This is a genomic window from Streptomyces sp. IBSBF 2435, from assembly GCF_036815005.1.
GTDB lineage: Bacteria > Actinomycetota > Actinomycetes > Streptomycetales > Streptomycetaceae > Actinacidiphila.
Genome location: NZ_JAJSYW010000041.1, coordinates 19,076 through 37,355, shown reverse-complemented (window position 1 = coordinate 37,355; position 18,280 = coordinate 19,076). Strand labels below are relative to the sequence as shown.

General features: G+C 72.5%; 16 protein-coding genes. 5 read left to right on the top strand and 11 right to left on the bottom strand.

The features are described 5' to 3' along the window. From V7E46_RS11225 to V7E46_RS11195, 7 genes are all read right to left on the bottom strand, one after another. A partial coding sequence (locus tag V7E46_RS11225; RefSeq protein WP_333768282.1) for a DUF397 domain-containing protein occupies window positions 1-241 on the bottom strand: 241 nt, incomplete at its 3' end. After that, window positions 238-1,092 carry a helix-turn-helix domain-containing protein gene (locus V7E46_RS11220; protein ID WP_333768281.1) on the bottom strand — a complete coding sequence of 285 codons (855 nt, stop codon included), beginning with the start codon at window positions 1,090-1,092 and terminating at the stop codon, window positions 238-240. The genes V7E46_RS11225 and V7E46_RS11220, both read right to left, overlap by 4 nt. Window positions 1,093-1,244: 152 nt before the next feature. After that, entirely contained in the window at window positions 1,245-1,598 is a 354-nt protein-coding gene (locus V7E46_RS11215; RefSeq protein ID WP_333768280.1) for a YybH family protein, read from the bottom strand. Between the two features lie 103 nt (window positions 1,599-1,701). Then, complete coding sequence (locus V7E46_RS11210) at window positions 1,702-3,030, bottom strand: hemolysin family protein (protein ID WP_333768279.1); 1,329 nt, start codon at window positions 3,028-3,030, stop codon at window positions 1,702-1,704. A gap of 16 nt (window positions 3,031-3,046) precedes the next feature. Then, the gene (ybeY, locus tag V7E46_RS11205; protein ID WP_333768278.1) at window positions 3,047-3,541 is read right to left on the bottom strand and encodes an rRNA maturation RNase YbeY; all 495 of its coding nucleotides are present in this window, start codon (window positions 3,539-3,541) and stop codon (window positions 3,047-3,049) included. A gap of 14 nt (window positions 3,542-3,555) precedes the next feature. After that, window positions 3,556-4,695, bottom strand: coding sequence for a PhoH family protein (locus V7E46_RS11200; protein ID WP_333768277.1), 1,140 nt, complete (start codon window positions 4,693-4,695; stop codon window positions 3,556-3,558). A gap of 148 nt (window positions 4,696-4,843) precedes the next feature. Further along, window positions 4,844-5,962 (bottom strand): PfkB family carbohydrate kinase, encoded by a 1,119-nt coding sequence (locus tag V7E46_RS11195; protein WP_333768276.1) that lies wholly within the window; start codon window positions 5,960-5,962, stop codon window positions 4,844-4,846. A 58-nt stretch (window positions 5,963-6,020) separates the two neighbouring features. Between V7E46_RS11195 and V7E46_RS11190 the strand changes: the two genes are divergently transcribed. Further along, window positions 6,021-7,322, top strand: a complete 1,302-nt coding sequence (locus V7E46_RS11190) for a family 4 glycosyl hydrolase (RefSeq protein WP_443054117.1) — start codon at window positions 6,021-6,023, stop codon at window positions 7,320-7,322. Window positions 7,323-7,511: 189 nt separating this feature from the next. Then, a complete protein-coding gene (locus V7E46_RS11185; protein WP_333768274.1) occupies window positions 7,512-8,312 on the top strand; it encodes an HAD family acid phosphatase in 801 nt (266 codons plus the stop codon). A gap of 31 nt (window positions 8,313-8,343) precedes the next feature. On the opposite strand, the gene V7E46_RS11180 is transcribed toward V7E46_RS11185, so the two are convergent. From V7E46_RS11180 to V7E46_RS11170, 3 genes are all read right to left on the bottom strand, one after another. Next, window positions 8,344-9,249 carry a ribonuclease Z gene (locus V7E46_RS11180; RefSeq protein ID WP_333768273.1) on the bottom strand — a complete coding sequence of 302 codons (906 nt, stop codon included), beginning with the start codon at window positions 9,247-9,249 and terminating at the stop codon, window positions 8,344-8,346. A gap of 23 nt (window positions 9,250-9,272) precedes the next feature. Then, on the bottom strand, window positions 9,273-9,629 hold the full coding sequence (locus V7E46_RS11175; RefSeq protein WP_329179061.1) for a histidine triad nucleotide-binding protein: 357 nt from the start codon (window positions 9,627-9,629) through the stop codon (window positions 9,273-9,275). Window positions 9,630-9,837: 208 nt separating this feature from the next. Further along, window positions 9,838-10,173: a transposase gene (locus V7E46_RS11170; protein ID WP_329179059.1), complete on the bottom strand. Its 336-nt coding sequence runs from the start codon at window positions 10,171-10,173 to the stop codon at window positions 9,838-9,840. A 694-nt stretch (window positions 10,174-10,867) separates the two neighbouring features. Between V7E46_RS11170 and V7E46_RS11165 the strand changes: the two genes are divergently transcribed. The 3 genes from V7E46_RS11165 to V7E46_RS11155 all read left to right on the top strand — a co-directional run bounded on the left by V7E46_RS11165 (window position 10,868) and on the right by V7E46_RS11155 (window position 15,036). After that, window positions 10,868-12,100: a hypothetical protein gene (locus V7E46_RS11165; RefSeq protein WP_333768272.1), complete on the top strand. Its 1,233-nt coding sequence runs from the start codon at window positions 10,868-10,870 to the stop codon at window positions 12,098-12,100. Between the two features lie 165 nt (window positions 12,101-12,265). Continuing rightward, on the top strand, window positions 12,266-14,368 hold the full coding sequence (locus tag V7E46_RS11160) for a tetratricopeptide repeat protein (RefSeq protein ID WP_333768271.1): 2,103 nt from the start codon (window positions 12,266-12,268) through the stop codon (window positions 14,366-14,368). Continuing rightward, window positions 14,365-15,036 carry a flavin reductase family protein gene (locus tag V7E46_RS11155; protein ID WP_333768270.1) on the top strand — a complete coding sequence of 224 codons (672 nt, stop codon included), beginning with the start codon at window positions 14,365-14,367 and terminating at the stop codon, window positions 15,034-15,036. The genes V7E46_RS11160 and V7E46_RS11155 overlap by 4 nt, the downstream gene beginning before the upstream one ends. Here the strand turns inward: V7E46_RS11155 and V7E46_RS11150 are convergent. Next, window positions 14,943-18,266 (bottom strand): S41 family peptidase, encoded by a 3,324-nt coding sequence (locus V7E46_RS11150; RefSeq protein WP_333768269.1) that lies wholly within the window; start codon window positions 18,264-18,266, stop codon window positions 14,943-14,945. The genes V7E46_RS11155 and V7E46_RS11150 overlap by 94 nt on opposite strands. Window positions 18,267-18,280: the final 14 nt, after the last annotated feature.

Sequence of the window (18,280 nt, the reverse complement as noted above, 5' to 3'; positions counted from 1 at the left end):
GGGTGGCGGCGTAGTCGAGGAAGGACGACCACTCGGTCGGGGTGAAGGCGAGGTGGGGGCCGTGGGGGTCCTTGGAGTCGCGGACGTGGATCGTGCCCGGGCAGGCGGCGACCTCGACGCAGTCGTCGCTCTGGGAGCCGCTGTAGCTGGACTTCTGCCAGGAGACGGCGACTTCGACGCAGTCGCCTTGACTGCCGCTGCTGTAGCTGCTCTTGAACCAGACCAGGTCGGACGTGCTCATAGCGCTCCTCGCATTCGCTCCAGCAGACTCGTGGAATCCTCGGGGGTGAGAGCCTGCGAGCGCAGTTTCGCATACCGCTGCTGGAGGACGCTGATCGATTTCGGGTCAGAGATGAGACGGCCGTTCTCCTGCCCCTCCGAGTAGCCGAACCAGTGGTTGTCCGGGGTCTCCAGCAGTTGCAGTGGGCCGTCGAGTCCGGCGTGCACGGGCTGCCGCAGCGGCATGATCTGGATCTCGACGTTCCACTGCCGGCCGACCAACTCCAGCAGGTGATCCAGCAGTTCCCGGGTGACCTCCTCGCCGCCCGTGTGCCGTTCGAGCACCGACTGCTCGATGATGAAGCTGAACGCGCACGGCGGTTCGCGCAGCGTGGACAGCAACTCCTGGCGTTCCAGGCGGGCTTTGATCCGCGCGTCCACGTCCGCCTCGCGCGCGAGCGGCGGGACGCTCATGGACACCGCCCGTGCGTAGGTCTCCGTCTGCAACAGGCCCGGCACCACCCGGCATTCGTACGTGCACAGGCTGATCGCCATCGCCTCGTGCCGGGCCCACTGGCGGAACCAGACGGCCAGTCCCGGCTGTCGGGCGACCTGTTTGATCGCCCGGCGCAGCGCCCCGGTGTTGCCGAGCACCGGCTCGGCCCGCTCGACGAAGTCCTCGTCGGGCATTCGGCGGCCCAACTCGATAGAGGCCACCGTGTGTTTGGAGAAGCGCACCAGCGCGCCGAACTCCTCCCGGCTGATCCCCTTGTGCTCGCGCAGCGCGTGCACCACCGCGCCGAACGTCCGCAGACTGTCGGAGGTTTCGGGCTCGCCGCCCGTACCCCCCGTACCGTTCGTCCCATCGACCATCCCGGCCACCTCTCTCACGGGGCACGGATCGTGCCTCATTCACGTGAGACCAGCGTCACAGCAGATCGTCAGTACCGTCCACACTTCGCGTACGTACGCTGACGCAGCGTACGTAGTAGCGGGGTGTTCAAGGGGCTCCGGGGCGGCCCGCGTCACGACTCCGGGCGGTCGATCACGCGCAGCCACGTACCGTCCGGCTGGCGGCGGGCGACCTGGACGCGGCCGCCGGTGCCGTCCTTCGGGGCGGTCGAGGTGAGGGCCAGGTCGCCGCTGATCAGGGTCGGCAGCGGGTCCTCGACCTCGAAGACCGGCTTGGCGGCGAGCAGCCCTGCGTACAGCTCGCGCAGGGCGGCGGCGCCCTGCGCGGGGCGGTCGGCGGGGTAGGCGACGACGGCGTCGGGTTCGAAGAGTTCGAGGATGCCGTCGAGGTCGCGGGCATTGACGCGGGCGACCAGCAGGCGGGCGATGTCCTCGGGGTGCCGGGCGCGCTCACGGGTGTCGGTCATGGTCGGGCTCCCTCGGTTCCGCTTCGGGTCTTACGCCTTCCAGCCTGGCGCCGACGCGATCAGAAGTCCAAGGACTGCTTCTACTGCGAACCAGAAGCCCCGCTCATACCTCGTCTTCCGCCGAGGAGGACCCCTCCTGCGGCGCCGCCTCCGCCGCGTCCAGCGGCTCGACCAGCACCGTGCCGATCCGGTTGCGGCGGCCCGCCTGCGTCTCCGCGGTCAACCGCAGCGCCACCGTGGGGCGTTCGCCCGAACCGTCCTCGGGCAGCGGCACCACGGCCGTCGCGCCCGGGATCGGCACCCGGCCGAGCGACTTGGCCAGCAGGCCGCCGACCGTCTCGACGTCGTCGTCGTCCAGCAGCACCCCGTACAGCTCGCCGAGGTCGCCGATGTCGAGGCGGGCGGTGACCCGGTAGCGGTCGTCGCCCAGCTCCTCCACCGGCGGGGTCTCCCGGTCGTACTCGTCGGTGATCTCGCCGACGATCTCCTCCAGGATGTCCTCGATGGTGACGATGCCGGCGGTGCCGCCGTATTCGTCGACCACGACCGCGACATGGTTGCGGTCGCGCTGCATCTCCCGCAGCAGGTCCCCGGCGTTCTTGGTGTCGGGCACGAAGGCGGCGGGCCGGATCAGCGTGGAGACCAGGTCGCTCTCCGCCTCCCGGTTGATGTGGGTGCGGCGGGCCAGGTCCTTGAGGTAGACGAAGCCGACGACGTCGTCCTCGCCCTCGCCCGTCACCGGGATGCGCGAGAAGCCGCTGCGCAGCGCCAGCGTGGTGGCCTGGCGGATCGTCTTGAAGCGCTCGATCATCACCAGCTCGGGCCGCGGCACCATCACCTCGCGGACGATGGTGTCGCCCAGCTCGAAGACCGAGTGCACCATCCGGCGCTCGTCGTCCTCGATCAGCGACTCGGACTCGGCGAGGTCCACCATCGCCCGCAGCTCCGCCTCGCTCGCGAACGGGCCGCGCTTGAAGCCCTTCCCCGGCGTCAGCGCGTTGCCGAGCAGGATCAGCAGTCCGGGGACCGGACCCATCACCCGGGCCAGCGGCAGCAGGACGTACGAGGCGGCCGTCGCCGTGTTCATCGGGTGCTGGCGGCCGATGGTGCGCGGCGAGACGCCCACGGCGACGTACGACACCAGGACCATCACGCCGATCGCGACGAGCAGCACCTGCCACGTACGGTCGAAATTCCGGGTGCAGACCACGGTGATCAGCACGGCGGCCGAGGTCTCGCAGGCGACCCTGACCAGCAGGGCGACATTGAGGTAGCGGGTCGGGTCGGACGCGACCGCCAGCAGGTTCGCGGCGCCCTTGCGCCCCGAGCGCAGCGCGTCCTCGGCACGGAAGCGGGAGGTCCTGGCGATGCCGGCCTCGGCGCACGCGGCCAGCCAGGCCACGATGACAAGCAGGACTGCGGAGACGATCATGCGGTGCGCGCCGCCGTCAGTGGGTGGTGGGCGCGGGCGAGGGCCCCTCGATGCCGCGGTCGGCCCGCCATCCGTCCAGGATGGCCTTCTGGAGGCCGAACATCTCGGCCTTCTCGTCCGCCTCCTCGTGGTCGTACCCGAGCAGGTGGAGGACGCCGTGCACGGTGAGCAGTTGCAGCTCCTCGTCCATGGAGTGGCCGGTCGGCGCCTCCTCCCCCTGCCGCTTGGCGACCTCGGGGCACAGCACGATGTCACCGAGCAGGCCCTGCGCGGGCTCCTCGTCCTCCTTGCCGGGACGCAGCTCGTCCATCGGGAAGGACATGACATCGGTGGGGCCCGGCAGGTCCATCCACTGCACGTGCAGCTGCTCCATGGCGTCGGCGTCCACGACGATCACCGACAGCTCGGACAGCGGATGGATGCGCATGCGCTGGAGCGCGTAGCGGGCGGCGTCGAGGACCGCCTGCTCGTCGATCTCCCAGCCGGACTCGTTGTTGACGTCGATCGCCATGATGATGTGGTCGGTTACTTTCTCTTGGTCCGTGCGCTGTTGGCGCTGCTGCCGCGATGGACGCCGGCGGCTCTGGCGGCGCCGGTGCCGTTGGGTGCACCGCTGCCGCCATTGCCGCCGCTGCCGCCGGCTTCTTCTTCGGCGACCGCGCTGTCGTACCGCTCGTAGGCGTCCACGATGCGTCCGACCAGCTTATGGCGCACCACGTCGGTGCTGGTGAGCCGGGAGAAGTGGACGTCCTCGACATCGGCGAGGATGTCCTGCACCTGCCGCAGTCCGCTCTTGGTGCCGCGGGGCAGGTCCACCTGGGTGACGTCACCGGTGATGACGATCTTGGAGTCGAACCCGAGCCTGGTCAGGAACATCTTCATCTGCTCGGCGCTGGTGTTCTGCGCCTCGTCCAGGATGATGAAGGCGTCGTTAAGCGTGCGGCCACGCATATATGCGAGGGGTGCTACCTCGATGGTGCCGGCCGCCATCAGGCGGGGGATCGAGTCCGGGTCGAGCATGTCGTGCAGGGCGTCGTAGAGCGGGCGCAGATACGGGTCGATCTTCTCGTACAGGGTGCCGGGCAGGAAGCCGAGGCGTTCGCCGGCCTCGACCGCGGGGCGGGTCAGGATGATGCGGTTGACCTGCTTGGACTGCAGGGCCTGCACGGCCTTGGCCATCGCCAGGTAGGTCTTGCCCGTACCGGCCGGGCCGATGCCGAAGACGATGGTGTGGCGGTCGATCGCGTCCACGTAGCGCTTCTGGTTGAGCGTCTTGGGGCGGATCGTGCGGCCGCGGCTGGACAGGATGTTCTGCGTGAGCACCTGGGCAGGTGTCTCGGCGTCCTGGTCGGCGGCGCTGCCGTTGGCCCGCAGCATGGCGATGGAGCGCTCGACGGCGTCCTCGGTCATGGGCTGGCCGGTGCGCAGCACCAGCATCATCTCGTCGAAGAGCCGCTGGACCAGCGCGACCTCGTCGGCGTCGCCGACCGCGCTGATCTCATTGCCCCGTACATGGATGTCGACGGCCGGGAACGCCTGCTCGATCACGCGGAGCAGAGCGTCGCCTGAGCCCAGGACGGTCACCATGGGGTGCTTGGCCGGTACGACGAAGTGGGCGCGTGCCTGCGGCGGCTGCGGCTGCTGCTTTGTCGGTGTCTGAGTCATGGGCCGGCGCTAGGGCCTGCTCATCCCGCTTTCTGCTGATCGAGGACCCCGATCGGGTTCTGGGCTACCAAGCCTACGACGTGGGCCGTCGGCCGCCGAGGGGATTTGCGGTTGTCGACGGCACCGGTGCCAGCCGTAGCCGCGCCCGTCACGCCCGGCGGAAGCCGATCGTGGGCACCGCCCGGGGCAGCGGCCAGCGGCGGGGGGCCGGCGGGATCAGCGCGTCCAGGAAGGCGTACCGGCGCAGCGCCTCCGCCGGGGTGCCCGGCTCGGCCTTGGCCCGCGTCCACCACGCGGCGACCTCGGTCCAGCCGGGCGCGGACAGCGAGCCGCCGAATTCCTGGACGGACAGCGCCGCGCACAGCGAGCCGAACGCGAGCCGGTCGGTGAGCCGCCAGCCGGCCAGGGTGCCGGTGACGAAGCCGGCCACGAAGACGTCCCCGGCCCCCGTCGGGTCCAGGGCGTCTACGATCAGGGCGGGCACCTCGGCGGTCTCACCGCTGCCGGAGTCCACGGCGACCGCGCCCTCCGCGCCGAGGGTGACCACGGCCAGCGGGACCAGCTCGGCGAGCCTGCGGGCGGCGGCGGCCGGGGTGGCGGTGCGGGTGTACCGCATGGCCTCCTCCGCATTGGGCAGGAAGGCAGCGCAGTGCCGGAGCCCGTCGAGGTCGGCCGGGTCCCAGCGGCCGGTGTCGTCCCAGCCGACGTCGGCGAAGACCTGCGTGCCGTTCGCCGCGGCCTGGGCGATCCACTCGCGGTCGGGGTCGGGCGCGGGCTCCTCGTCGGAGGCCCGGTCGCGCTGGCCGAGCGAGGCGACGGCGGCCCGGGCGGGCGGCGGGCAGGCGTGCACGGCCTCCTCGGGCGGCGGCGCCCGGTGGCCGTGGCTGACCATGGTGCGCTCCTCGTCGTAGGCCATCGACACGGTGACCGGGGAGTGCCAGCCGGGGATGCGGCGGGAGGGGCCGAGGTCGATGCCCTCGCCGGCCGCGAGGCTCTCCCAGCAGTAGTCGCCGTACATGTCGTCGCCGAAGGCCGCCGCCAAGGTGGTGTGCAGGCCGAGCCGGGCGAGCGCCGTCGCCATGTTCGCCACCCCGCCGGGGCTCGAGCCCATGCCGCGGGCCCAGGACTCGGTGCCGCGCACGGGCGCGCTGTCGAGACCGGTGAAGATGATGTCGAGGAACACGGTGCCGGTGAGATAGACATCGGTCGCCGGGTCCCCCGGGGCGCGCACCGCGCCGAGCGGGTCGAGAACGGGCTGGTCGTCCATGGAACACACTGTGCACGACGGCACTGACAGTGACGAGGAATCTCGGGACGGAGTACGGGTGAAGCTCACGATTCTCGGTGGCGGCGGCTTCCGGGTGCCGCTGGTGCACCGGGCGCTGGCCGGCGACCCCGCGATCACCGAGGTGGTGCTGCACGACAGGGACCCGCGGCGGCTGCGGGTGATGGCGGCGGTGCTGGCGCAGTCGGGCGCGAGCGGCCCCGCGGTGCGGCTCGCGGACGGCCTGGACGACGCGGTGCGGGGCGCGGACTTCGTGTTCTCGGCGATCCGGGTCGGCGGTACTGCGGGCCGGGTGCGCGACGAGCGGCTGCCGCTGGCCGAGGGGGTGCTCGGGCAGGAGACGGTGGGCGCGGGCGGGGTCCTCTACGGGCTGCGGACGCTGCCGGTCGCGGTGGAGATCGCCGAGCGGGTACGGGCGCTGGCGCCGTCCGCCTGGGTGATCAACTTCACCAATCCGGCGGGCATGGTGACCGAGGCGATGTCGCGGGTGCTGGGGCCGCGGGTGATCGGCATCTGCGACTCGCCGGTGGGCCTGGTGCGGCGGGCGGCGCGGGCGGCGGGCGCCGACCCGGACGCGCCGGACTTCGGCTACGACTACGTGGGCCTGAACCACCTCGGCTGGCTGCGCCGGCTGACCGTGGCTGGGCGCGACCTGCTGCCGGGCCTGCTGGCGGACCCGGCGGCGCTGGGCACCTTCGAGGAGGGGCGGCTGTTCGGCGCGGAGTGGCTGGCGGCGCTCGGCTCGCTGCCGAACGAGTATCTGCACTACTACTACTTCCGCCGCGAGACGCTGGCCGCGGTCAGGGCCGCGGACAGCACCCGGGGGGAGTACCTCGACGGGCAGCAGGGCGCGTTCTTCGCGGCGGCGGACCAGGAGCCGTCCCGGGCGTACGAGCTGTGGGAGGGCGCCAGGCGCGAGCGCGAGGAGACGTACGGCGCCGACAGCCGTGCGGCGAGCGGCGGTTGGCAGCGCGACCCGCACGACCTGGACGGCGGCGGCTACGACCGGGTGGCGCTCGCGCTGATGCGGGCGATCGCGCGGGACGAGCGGACCGTACTGATCCTCAATGTGCCCTCCGGCGGGGCGCTGCCGTTCCTCGACGCCGACGCGGTGGTGGAAGTGCCGTGCGAGGTGGGGGCGTTCGGGGCGCGTCCGGTGCCGGGGGCGGCGCCGGACGAGCACCAGGCGGGGCTGATGCTGGGCGTCAAGGCGGTGGAGCGGGCGGCGATCGAGGCGGCGGCGACCGGCTCGCGGCGGGCCGCGCTGCGGGCTCTGGCGCTGCATCCGCTGGTGGATTCGCCCGCGGCGGCCTCCAGAATCCTCGACGCGGCCGGCTGGTAGCCGCGTTGGCCCCACCTGTCCGTCGCGTACCATCCGTCCATCGGGTGACGTTTCGGCGAACTCTCGCGAAACACCAGGGAAACACCTTCTGACCTGCGATGTGACGATACGCGCGTAGACCTTGCTTGACCTGCCCGGATCGGGGGGTCTAACTTTCGCCGCACCAACCAGCGTTGAAGGAGCACCGTCATGTCCCGTGCCCGTCTGTCCCGCCGCTCGCTGGCACTGGCCGCCGCCGCGGCCACCCTGGGCGCCACCTTCTACGGCGTCGGCGCCGCCACCGCGGACAACTCGGTGCCGCGCAGCGACAAGCAGATCCCCAACCTCACCAACGTGGTCAACGACATCAAGGCCTACTACGGCGACACCGTCGACGCGTCGGGCGAGCACTTCGCGTCGGCGGACAGCAGCTACGCCCACCAGCTGGCCGGCATCGAGGCCAAGGCCAAGTCCGACCTGGCGCACGCGCTCCAGCACGGCCACGGCAAGCACGACGGCCACGGCAAGAAGCCCGCGATCGTGCTGGACGTCGACGACACCAGCGTGCTGACGTACAACTACGAACTCGAGGTGGGCTTCAACTACACCCCGGCCAGCAACCAGGCCTACCTGGACACCAAGAACATGCCGGCCGTCTTCGGCATGGACGGCCTCGCCAACTGGGCGGCGGACCAGGGCGTCACGGTCTTCTGGATCACCGGCCGCCCGGAGGCCCAGCGCGCCGACACCGTACGCAACCTGAACGCGGTCGGCTACAAGGCCGCGCCCGACACCTCGCACCTCTACCTGAAGAACAGCGCGAACCCGCCGGCGTACCTGAGCTGCGGCTCGACCTGTACGACCATCGAGTACAAGTCCGGCACCCGGGCGCACATCGAGTCGCTGGGCTACGACATCATCGGCAACTTCGGCGACCAGTACAGCGACCTGTCCGGCGGTTACGCGGACAAGTCCTTCAAGCTGCCGAACCCGATGTACTTCCTGCCGTAACCGCAGGGCGGCACCCGTCGGGGTCCCGGGCTCAGCGGCGGCCGGGCACCGGGACCCGCGTCAGATCCGCGGCAATGGTCAGGCCGCCGGTGAAGCCCGCGGCCCTGGCCTGCTCCGCGAAGCCCGCGGGGTCCTGGTAGCGCTGCGAGAAGTGCGTCAGCACCAGGTGGCGTACGCCCGCGTCGCGGGCCGCCGCCGCGGCCTGGCCCGCGGTCAGATGGCCGTACTCCTCGGCAAGTGCCGCGTCCTGGTCCTGGAAGGTCGACTCGATCACCAGCAGGTCGCAGCCGTCGGCCAGTTCCGGCACCGCGTCGCAGAGCCGGGTGTCCATGACGAAGGCGAAGCGCTGGCCCCGGCGCGGCTCGCTCACCTCGGCAAGGGTGACGCCGTTCAGTACGCCCTCGCGCTGGAGGCGGCCGACATCGGGTCCCGCGATGCCGTGCTCGGCCAGCAGGGCGGGCAGCATCCGGCGCCGGTCGGGTTCGGTGAGCCGGTAGCCGTACGACTCGACCGGGTGCGACAGCCGGCGCGCCTCCAGGGTGAAGTCCTCCGTCACGGCCAGCACCCCGTCGCCGGTGACCGGCTGCTCGCGCAGGGAGACGGTCTCGCGGTAGGCGGTGGCGTGACGGAGCCGGTCGAAGTAGCGCTGCCCGCTCGCCGGGTAGTGGGCGGTGACCGGGTGCGGCACCCGGTCGAGGTTGATCCGCTGGATCACCCCGGCAAGGCCGAGGGAATGGTCGCCGTGGAAATGTGTGACGCAGATCCTGGTGAGGTCGTGCGCGGCGACCCCGGCGTGCACCATCTGGCGCTGGCTGCCCTCGCCGGGGTCGAAGAGGATGCCCTCGGCGTCCCAGCGCAGTACATAGCCGTTGTGGTTGCGCTGCCGGGTCGGCACCTGGCTCGCGGTGCCGAGGACGACGAGTTCGCGTGCGGACATCGGTGGGCGGCGGCGGGGCCGCCTCAGACCAGCCGCTGGAGGTCGCGGCCGCCCAGCACATGGGCGTGGGCGTGGAAGACGGTCTGGCCGGCGCCGGGGCCGGTGTTGAAGACGATCCGGTAGCCGGTGCCGTCGACCTTCTCCTGGGCCGCCACCTCGCCGGCCTCCCTCAGCACGTCCGCGGTCGCGCCGGGGTCGCCGGCCGCCAGCGCGGCGGCGTCCGGGTAGTGCACCCGGGGAATGACCAGGACGTGGGTCGGCGCCTGCGGGTTGATGTCGCGGAAGGCCAGCGTGGTCGCGGTCTCGCGGACGACGGTCGCGGGGATCTCGCCCGCGACGATCTTGCAGAACAGGCAGTCGGCCTGGGGCTCTCCCGCCATGGCGGGGCTCCCTTCTCGGGGGCGTACGGGGCTTCGCATCGTACCGGCCCGCGCCGGGCGGAAGATCCGCGGCCCGACGTGCCGAGGCAGTGACGGAAGGTGACCGCCGGGGCGGCGGTGAGCCCGGGTGCCGGACGGCCGGATGAGCCGCGGCGGCCCGCGGGCGGCCCGACGGCGTACCGGACATATATGTTCATACCAGGGCGTCTCATGTGGCGACCTGGGACATGCACCGTTTGTGCGCCGCCGCCACAATTGCCGCGACCCAGCGCTCCTCGCGGAAGGACGAGCGCGGGTCCTCGGCTCTGTCCTGGAGCAGCCGCCACAGATCCGCCCTGGTCCAGGCGGCGAAACGGCGGTGGGCGGTGGCGGGTGAGACATCGAAGGGGGGCGGCAGCTGCCGCCATGGACACTCGGCCATCAGCACGTAGACGACCGCGGTGAAGACCTTGCGCTCATCCAGCGGCGCCGTGCCGCCGCCCTGGCGGCGACAGCTGAAGACCGGAAGCAGCGACTCGACCAGCTCCCACAATTCGTCGGTCACCAATCGCTGAGCGAGATCAAACCCCATGCGACACCGCTAAAACATTGTTCCCACTAAACACAACCACGTGAGACACCTTCCCCGTGTACGACTCCCCCGCATTCCGGGACTGTGCGCCGACTATGACACCGGCTCCGGCCTTCCGTCCACGGATCCCGGATCATCACGGAACGCATTAAGCGGCTTTCCCCAATGCGTATTGATCTTGAGCCGATGAGGTCCGTGTACGTTCCGTCGACCCGTTGACACGCTTCCGTGTTCCATGCAAATCTGTCGGGGCCGGAGACGGAGCGAAGGATGCCGTTTCCGAAAGGGACCGGTGAGCGCACCATCATCCAATGGCCAGCACATTCCCTTTTCTTTCCCAGACTCCCGGGTAATCCCGGGCCGCCGCCGAATTGTCGGACGGCGAAGTGCACCGCCCTGAGAGAAGGAGTTCGCCATGAAGAAGATCACCGTTCGCAAGGCCGGCACCGTCCGTCTGACCTCGGCCGCCGCCTCGGCCTATTGCTGCGGCGCCAGCTGAGTCACCGGCCCGGGCCGCCCCGCACAGGGGACGGCCCGGGCCGAGCCCGTACGGCCCGGCCCGCACGGCCCCGCGTCCCCGTACAGCCCCACATCCCACGTCCCACGTCCGTACAGCGCGACCGCACGCCCCCCGCAGCAGCCCGCGACCCGTACCAGTGAGGCAGATATGGCAACGGTTTCCCCGGATCTCGACCGGCCGGTGCGGCTGCACCCGCTGACCTATCTGGAGGAGGGCGACGAAGTCACCGTCGGCCGCGCCGACATCGACTCCTACGGGCTCTTCCCGGTCGACGGCGCCGCCCTGCTGCGGAGGCTGGAGGCCGGCGACTCCCCCAACACCGCCGCCCGCTGGTACACCGAGACGTACGGCGAGCAGGTGGACGTCTCGGAATTCCTGGAAGTCCTGGAGGAGCTGGAGCTGCTGGTCAAGGACGGCGAGGAGGCGGCAGAGGCGGCCGGCCCGGTGCGCTGGCAGCGCCTGGGGCGCGCGGTCTTCTCACCCGCCGCCTGGGTCGCCTACGGCCTGCTGGCGGCCGCCGCGGTGGCCGCCGCGATCCGCACCCCCGCCCTTGTGCCGCGCTATCAGCACCTGTTCTTCACCCACTCCTCGCTGGTGGTGCTCACCCTCGGCATCGTGCTGGGCCAGGTGCCGTGGATCCTCGCGCACGAGGCCTTCCACGCCCTCGCGGGCCGCCGGCTCGGCCTGCACTCCACCCTGTCGATCGGCCGCCGCTTCTATTACGTCGTCTTCGTGACCGCGCTGGACGGCCTGGTGGCGGTGCCCCGCCGCAAGCGCTACCTGCCGATGCTGGCCGGCATGCTGCTGGACGTCCTGGTGATCTGCGGCCTGACCCTCGGGGCGGCGGGACTGCACGGCTCCACCGGGGCCGCGGGAGTGGTCTACCGGCTGCTGCTGTCCATGGCCTTCGCCGTGGTGCTGCGGCTGGCCTGGCAGTTCTACTTCTTCCTGCGCACCGACCTGTACTACCTGGCGATCACCGTACTGGGCTGCAACGACCTCCAGACCGTGGCCCGCCAGCAGCTCCGCAACCGCTTCGTCCGGCTGATCCGGCGGCCCGAGCGGGCGGTCGAGGAGTCCGGCTGGACCGACCGCGACCGCGAGGTGGCCCGCTGGTATTCCTGGCTGATGGTCGCCGGCTACGCCTTTTTGACCACCACGCTGCTGACCGCCGTCATTCCGACCGGCATAAAGGTGACGCGAATGGCGGTGCACAAACTCCACGCGAACCTGTCGCCGGCCAACGTCACCGATGTGGTCGTCTTCCTGATCCTCAATTTCGGCGAGCTGTTCCTGGCCGGTTTTCTGGCCGCCCGCAGTTGGCGGCGCAGGACCAGGACCGCCGCCGCGCCCGCGGCGTCGCCCGCGCAGACCGCCTGACCCTTCCGGGGCCGCCGCACCGTGCCGCCGACCTGGCCGGCCCGCCCGCCCGACGGTCCCGCCCGTCGCCTTGCCACGCCCTCGCGTGCCCCCGCACCGCGCAACCCCACGATCGACGGCACCGGCCGCAGGCTCGCGACCCGGGCCGCGGAAGGAGACCACCCCATGGACCAGGCAGAACCCCGCCACCACTGGGTGCACGGAGGCACACGGCAGAGCAGGGCCGCCGCCGTACGCTCGCTCGCGCTGCCGCCCGCGCTCCTGCCGTCCGGGCTGCTGCCGCCCGTCGACGCGCACCGCCGGCTGCGCGGCCCGTACACCGCGGCCAACGCGGTGGTCCGCGCCCTGGTGCCGGAGGTGCTGCGGCGCGACCCGGCCCCCGTGGCCCGCTACGACATCGAAGTGCTGTCCGTGGCGCCCGAGCTGAGCGACCAGGTGCCCAACTCGCGGGAGACGCTGACCTCGATGGCGCTGCCCGCCGAGCGCACCCGCTACTACGCCCGGCTGCGGACCAAGCGGATCGCCAACGGGCTGGCCGAACTGGTCCGCGACACCCTTCCCGCGGACGGGCCGCGCACCCTGGTGGTGGAGAGCGCCGAGCACGCCGAGGCCACGGACGTCGAGTTCCTCGCCGCCCTGGTGCGGCGGGTGGACCCGGCCCGCCTCACCGTCGTGATCTGCTCCGGCGGCGGCGACGGCGCGCTGGACGAGCGGCTGCGGTCGGTGCTCGACGCCCGCGCCCTGGTGACGGCCGCCGGGGCCGCCGGGGCGTCAGCGGAAGGGGCCGAGGACGCCTGGTCGTACGTCAGCGGCGAGTGCCTGGCCGAGGGGCCGGCCGCGCGGGCCGCCTACGACGCGCTGGAACCCGCGGAAAGGGCCGCGCTGCACGACCGGCGGGCCGCCGAGCTCCGGCAGGGCGGCGACTTCTCGCACGGCCTCGGCGCGATCCCCTACCACCTGGAGCGCGGCACGGACCCCGCCGGCGCCGCCCTTCCCGTGCTGCTGGCCGCCGCAGACCACTGCCTGGTGAACGGCTACTACGACGCGGTCGTCGAATACGGCAGCCGGGCTTTCGCCATGCTCGACGGCGTCCAGGACGACACCTTGTGGTGGAAGTTCGCCGTGAAGCAGGGACTCGCCCTCTCCATATTGTCCAGGACCCGGGAGGCGGAGGAAATCTACGACCGGGCCAGGCTGCTGTCCACCGACCCGGCCGTACACATGGCGTGCGCCTATTCCACGGCAATGCTCTACACCCGCCACAATGACCCGGCCGACCGTGACGAGAAAAAAGCGAAAGCGCTGCTGAACGGCGCTGTCGCCACCGCCTCACTCCTGCCCGACCGGGTCGAACGCGCATTCCAGAGCGCTTTCTACAAAAACGGCCGCGCCCTGGTCGAGGTGAATCTCGGCGACCCCGCGGAAGCGCTGCGGCTGGTCACCGAATGCGTCGACGACCTCGACCGGCAGCTGAACCCCGACGAGCACCGGCTGCACCGGTCGGTGCTCAAGAACAACCGGGCCCGGGTCTACCTGGGCCTGGGCCGCCTGGACGAGGCGCTGGCCGACTACGCCGTGGTCATCGACCAGGACCCCAACCACGCCGAGCACTACCTGGAGCGCGGCAATATCCTGCGGCGCCTCGGCCGCACCGACGACGCCCTGGCCGACTACGAGCGCGCGATGCGGCTGTCCCCGCCCTTCCCCGAGATCTGCTACAACCGCGGCGACCTGCGGCTGTCCGAGGGCGACACGGCGGGCGCGCTGGCCGACTTCGGCTATGTCATCGACCTGGAGCCGGACTTCGTGGACGCCTACGTCAACAGGGCGGGGCTGCACCTGGACGAGGGCCGCCTGGACGCCGCCCGGCTCGACGCGGAGACCGGGCTGCTGCTCGACCCCGGCAACGCCTACCTGCACGTCGTCCTCGGCCAGGTGCACGCCGAGCAGGAGGACCTCGCGGCGGCCGAGCAGGCCTACGACCGGGCGGTGGCGGCCGACCCGGCGCTGGTGACGGCGCTGTCCGGGCGCGCCACGGTCCGCTACGAGCGCGGCCGGCAGGACGACGCGCTGGACGACCTGTCCCGTGCCGTGGACCTGGCCCCCGACGACCCGGCCCTGCGCTACAACCGGGCCTTCCTGCACCAGGCCCGCGAGGAGTGGCACAGCGCGCTCGCCGACCTGGAGCTCGCCGCGGCCCTGGCCCCGGGGGACGAGGACGTCGCCGCCGCGCTGAAGACCTGTCGCGTGAAGACGGGCGTGGCGTGACCACCGCCGAGCCGGCCGTGCACGGGGCGGCCGGCCCGGCACACTTCCCGCTGCCCGGCGCGGTCGGGCAGCGGGGGCTGCGCGACGTCCTCGGCCGCTACGCCACCGGGGTCGCGGTCGTCACCACGCGGCACCGCGGCAGGCCGGCCGGGGTGACCGTCAACTCCTTCGCCTCGGTCTCCCTGGAACCGCCGCTGGTCCTGTGGTGCCTGAACTCGACCTCCGCCAGCCGCGCCGCCTTCACCGGCGCCGGGCACTTCGCGGTGAACGTCCTGGCGGCCGGGCAGCGCGACCTGGCCGCCCGCTTCACCCGCCCGGGCGACCGTTTCAGCGGCCTGCCGCTGCACACCGGACCACACGGCCTGCCGCTGCTGCCCGGCGCGGTCGCCGTCCTGCTCTGCCGCCGCGCCGAGGTCATGTCCGCCGGCGACCACCTGCTGCTGCTCGGCGCCGTGACGGACCACGGCAGCGCCCCGGGACCGGCCCTGCTGTTCGCCGACGGCGCCTATCACGACGGGCCGGGGCCGAACCCGGCCTGGTCAGGCCCGGATCGCCCGGGACCTGACCGGCCGCGTCAGGACGCCGGCAGGGGCGGCAGCGACGGCGGCTCCTTGGCCGGGGAGGTCTCCAGCGTGGCCAGCGCCAGCGAGATCGCCCTGTCCAGCTGAGGGTCCTCGCCCGCGGCCCAGTGCTGCGGGGCGCGGACCACCTCCACGTCCGGGTCGACGCCGTGATTCTCCACGTCCCAGCCGTAACCCTCCAGCCAGAAGGCGTACTTGGGCTGGGTGACCCCGGTGCCGTCGACCAGCTGGTAGCGGCTGTCGATGCCGATCACGCCGCCCCAGGTGCGGGTGCCGACGACCGGGCCGATGCCCAGCGCGCGGATCGCCGCGTTCACCACGTCGCCGTCGGAGCCGGAGAATTCGTCGGCCACCGCCACGACCGGGCCGCGCGGGGCGTCCTGCGGATAGCTGACCGGGTGGCCGCCGCGCGGCAGGTCCCAGCCGACGATCCGGCGGGCCAGCTTCTCGATCACCAGCTGCGAGGTGTGGCCGCCGCGATTCTCCCGCAGGTCCACCACCAGGCCCTCCCGCGCCACCTCGACCCGGAGGTCGCGGTGCAGCTGCGCCCACCCGGCGGCGACCATGTCGGGCACGTGGAGATAGCCGACCCGGCCGCCCGACACCCGGTGCACATGGGTCCTGCGGTCTGCGACCCAGTCGTGGTAGCGCAGCGCCTCCTCGTCGCCGAGCGGCACCGCCACCACGTGCCGGACGGGACCCCCCGACTCCGCGGCCACCGACAGCTCGACCGGCTTGCCCGCCGTGCCGACCAGCAGCGGCCCAGGACCCGCCACCGGGTCCACCGGGCGGCCGTCGACCGCGAGCAGCACGTCGCCCGCCCGTACGGCCACGCCGGGCGCCGACAGCGGCGAGCGGGCCTGCGGGTCGGAGGACTCGCCGGGCACCACCCGGTCGACCCGCCAGCGCCCGTCGTCGGCGCGGGAGATGTCCGCGCCGAGCAGCCCCTGCCGGTGCAGCGGGTCGCGGTAGCCGCCGGGCGGACTGACGTAGGCGTGGGAGGTGCCCAGCTCGCCGTGCAGTTCCCACAGCAGGTCGACCAGGTCGTCGTGGGTGGCGATCCGGTCGAGCAGCGGGCGGTAGCGCTCGGCGACGCCGTCCCAGTCCAGGCCGCCCATGTCGGGGCGCCAGAAATTGTCCCTGGCCAGCCGGTGGGTCTCGGCGAACATCTGCCGCCACTCGTCCTGCGGGTGCACGGTCAGCCGGATCCGCGACAGGTCCACGGTGACCGAGCCGCCCGACTCGTCGTCCGGGTCGGCCTTGCTGTCCGCGGCCACCACCCGCAGCCGCCCGCCGCCGCTCATCAGCACCTTCGTGCCGTCGCCGGTGACCGCGAAGTCGTCGGCGTCCTCGGCGATCTCCTCCATCCGCAGCTGCGCCAGGTCGTAGCGCTCCAGCAGGGTGCCGGGCGGCTGCGCCTCGGGCGTGGCAAGGGCCGAGCCGAGGGTGCCGACCAGCGGGTGGCGCAGCCACAGCACACCGCCCTTGGCCGCGCGCAGCCCCGAGTAACGGCTCGCCTCGACCGGGAAGGGCACGATCCGGTCGGCCAGGCCCTCGGTGTCCACCCGGGTGGCGGGAGTGCGCGGGCCGTCGCTCTTTGTGTCGGCGTCGCCCTTGTCGCGGTTCTTGTCCTCCTCGCCCTTGCCGCCGCTGTCCGGCTCGTCGTCGTCCGGCTCGTACGGCCTGCCGTGCCGCTGCGGCCCGAAGGGCGACGGGGTGGTCGCGGCCAGCGTGATCAGGTACGGACGGCAGGCGTTGGTGAAGGACAGGTCGAAGACGTGCGCGTCGTAGACCGGGTCGAAGGCCCGCTCGGACAGGAACGCCAGATGGCGGCCGTCCGCGGTGAAGGCGGGCGCGTAGTCGTTGAAGCGCAGCGGGGTCGCGTCGATGACCGCCAGGTCGGCGGTGGCGGCCAGTTTCAGCTGCCGCAGCGCGCCGGGGCCGGGCGCCGACCAGGCCAGCCAGGCGGAGTCCGGCGAGAAGGCGAGCCCCGAGGCGTCCCCCGCGTCGCTGGCGGCGACCTCGCGGACCTCGCCGGTCTGCGTCTCCACCAGCAGCACCCTGCCGTCGTGCGAGGCGACCGCGATGCGGTGCCCGTCGGGCGACACCTCGATCTCCAGCACCCTGCCGAGCCGCCCCGCGGCCAGCCGCCGCGGAGCGGTGCCGGCCGGCACGCCCACCGCCGGGGCCACCTCGAGGGCGTCCTCGCCGCCGTCCGCGTCGGTCACCCACACCACGTGCTGCTCGCCGTCCGCGCCGCCGGGCGCGAAGACCCGCGGGTGCCGGGTGCGCACCCCGGGCTGCGCGGCCAGCGCACGGGCCGGGCCGCCGCGGTGGGTGATCCAGTGGGTGGTGCCGCGGATCTCGACCGCGCTGCCGCGCCCTGTGTGGTCGGGGCGGGCGTCGCCGACGTAATGGGCGGCGCGCACCGGGTGCGGCTGGAGGTCGGTGCGCTGGCCGCCGAGCGCGATCTCCAGCGGGCGCGGCTCGGCGTCCGCGAGGTCGTCCAGCAGATACAGCTGCCCGCCGGCGGTCCAGGCGACCCGGACGCCGTCCGTACCTGCCTGCCGGGCGTAGAAACCGTCCAGCGCGCTGTGCCGGCGCAGGTCCGTACCGTCGGGGAGGCTGGAGTAGAGCGCGCCGACGCCCTCGTGGTCGGACAGGAAGGCGATCCGGTCGCCCACCCACATCGGGGACTCGGCATTCCCGTCGAGACCGGCGTGGACCCGGCTGAATTCGCCGCTGCCGTCCGGGTCGAGCCACAGCTTGCCCACGGTGCCGCCGCGGTAGCGCTTCCAGTGCGCCGCCTCGCGCCCCATCGGCACCGACAGCAGCAGCACCGCGCCGCCGGGGCCGTACGCCAGGTCGCCGGCCGGTCCGTACGGCAGCGTGACGCCCGGGCCGCCGTCCAGCGGGACCGTACGCGCCCAGGTGCGGCGCGAGGACGCCTGGCCGTGCGCGGTGGTCGCCACGAGGTCCCCGTCCGGCGTCCAGCCGCGGACCGCGGTGCGCGCGTCGCCCCAGTACGTCAGCCGGCGCGACGGGCCGCCGTCCAGCGGTGCGACATGCACCTCGGGCGCGCCGTCCCTGGTCGACGTCCAGGCGACGGCATCGCCGCCCGGCGCCACTCTCGGCCGGCCGACCGGCATGTTGTCCGCGCTCACCCGCCAGGCCCGCCCGCCGTCCAGCGGCGCGACCCAAACATCGTCCTCCGCGGTGAAGGCGATCACCCCGCCGTGCGGGTGCGGGTGCCTGAGGTACGAGGGCTGCGCCGCCTTGCGGTTCGCGCTCGGCTGGTTCGGTGTCGGGTGTGTCACCAGGCCACCCTAAC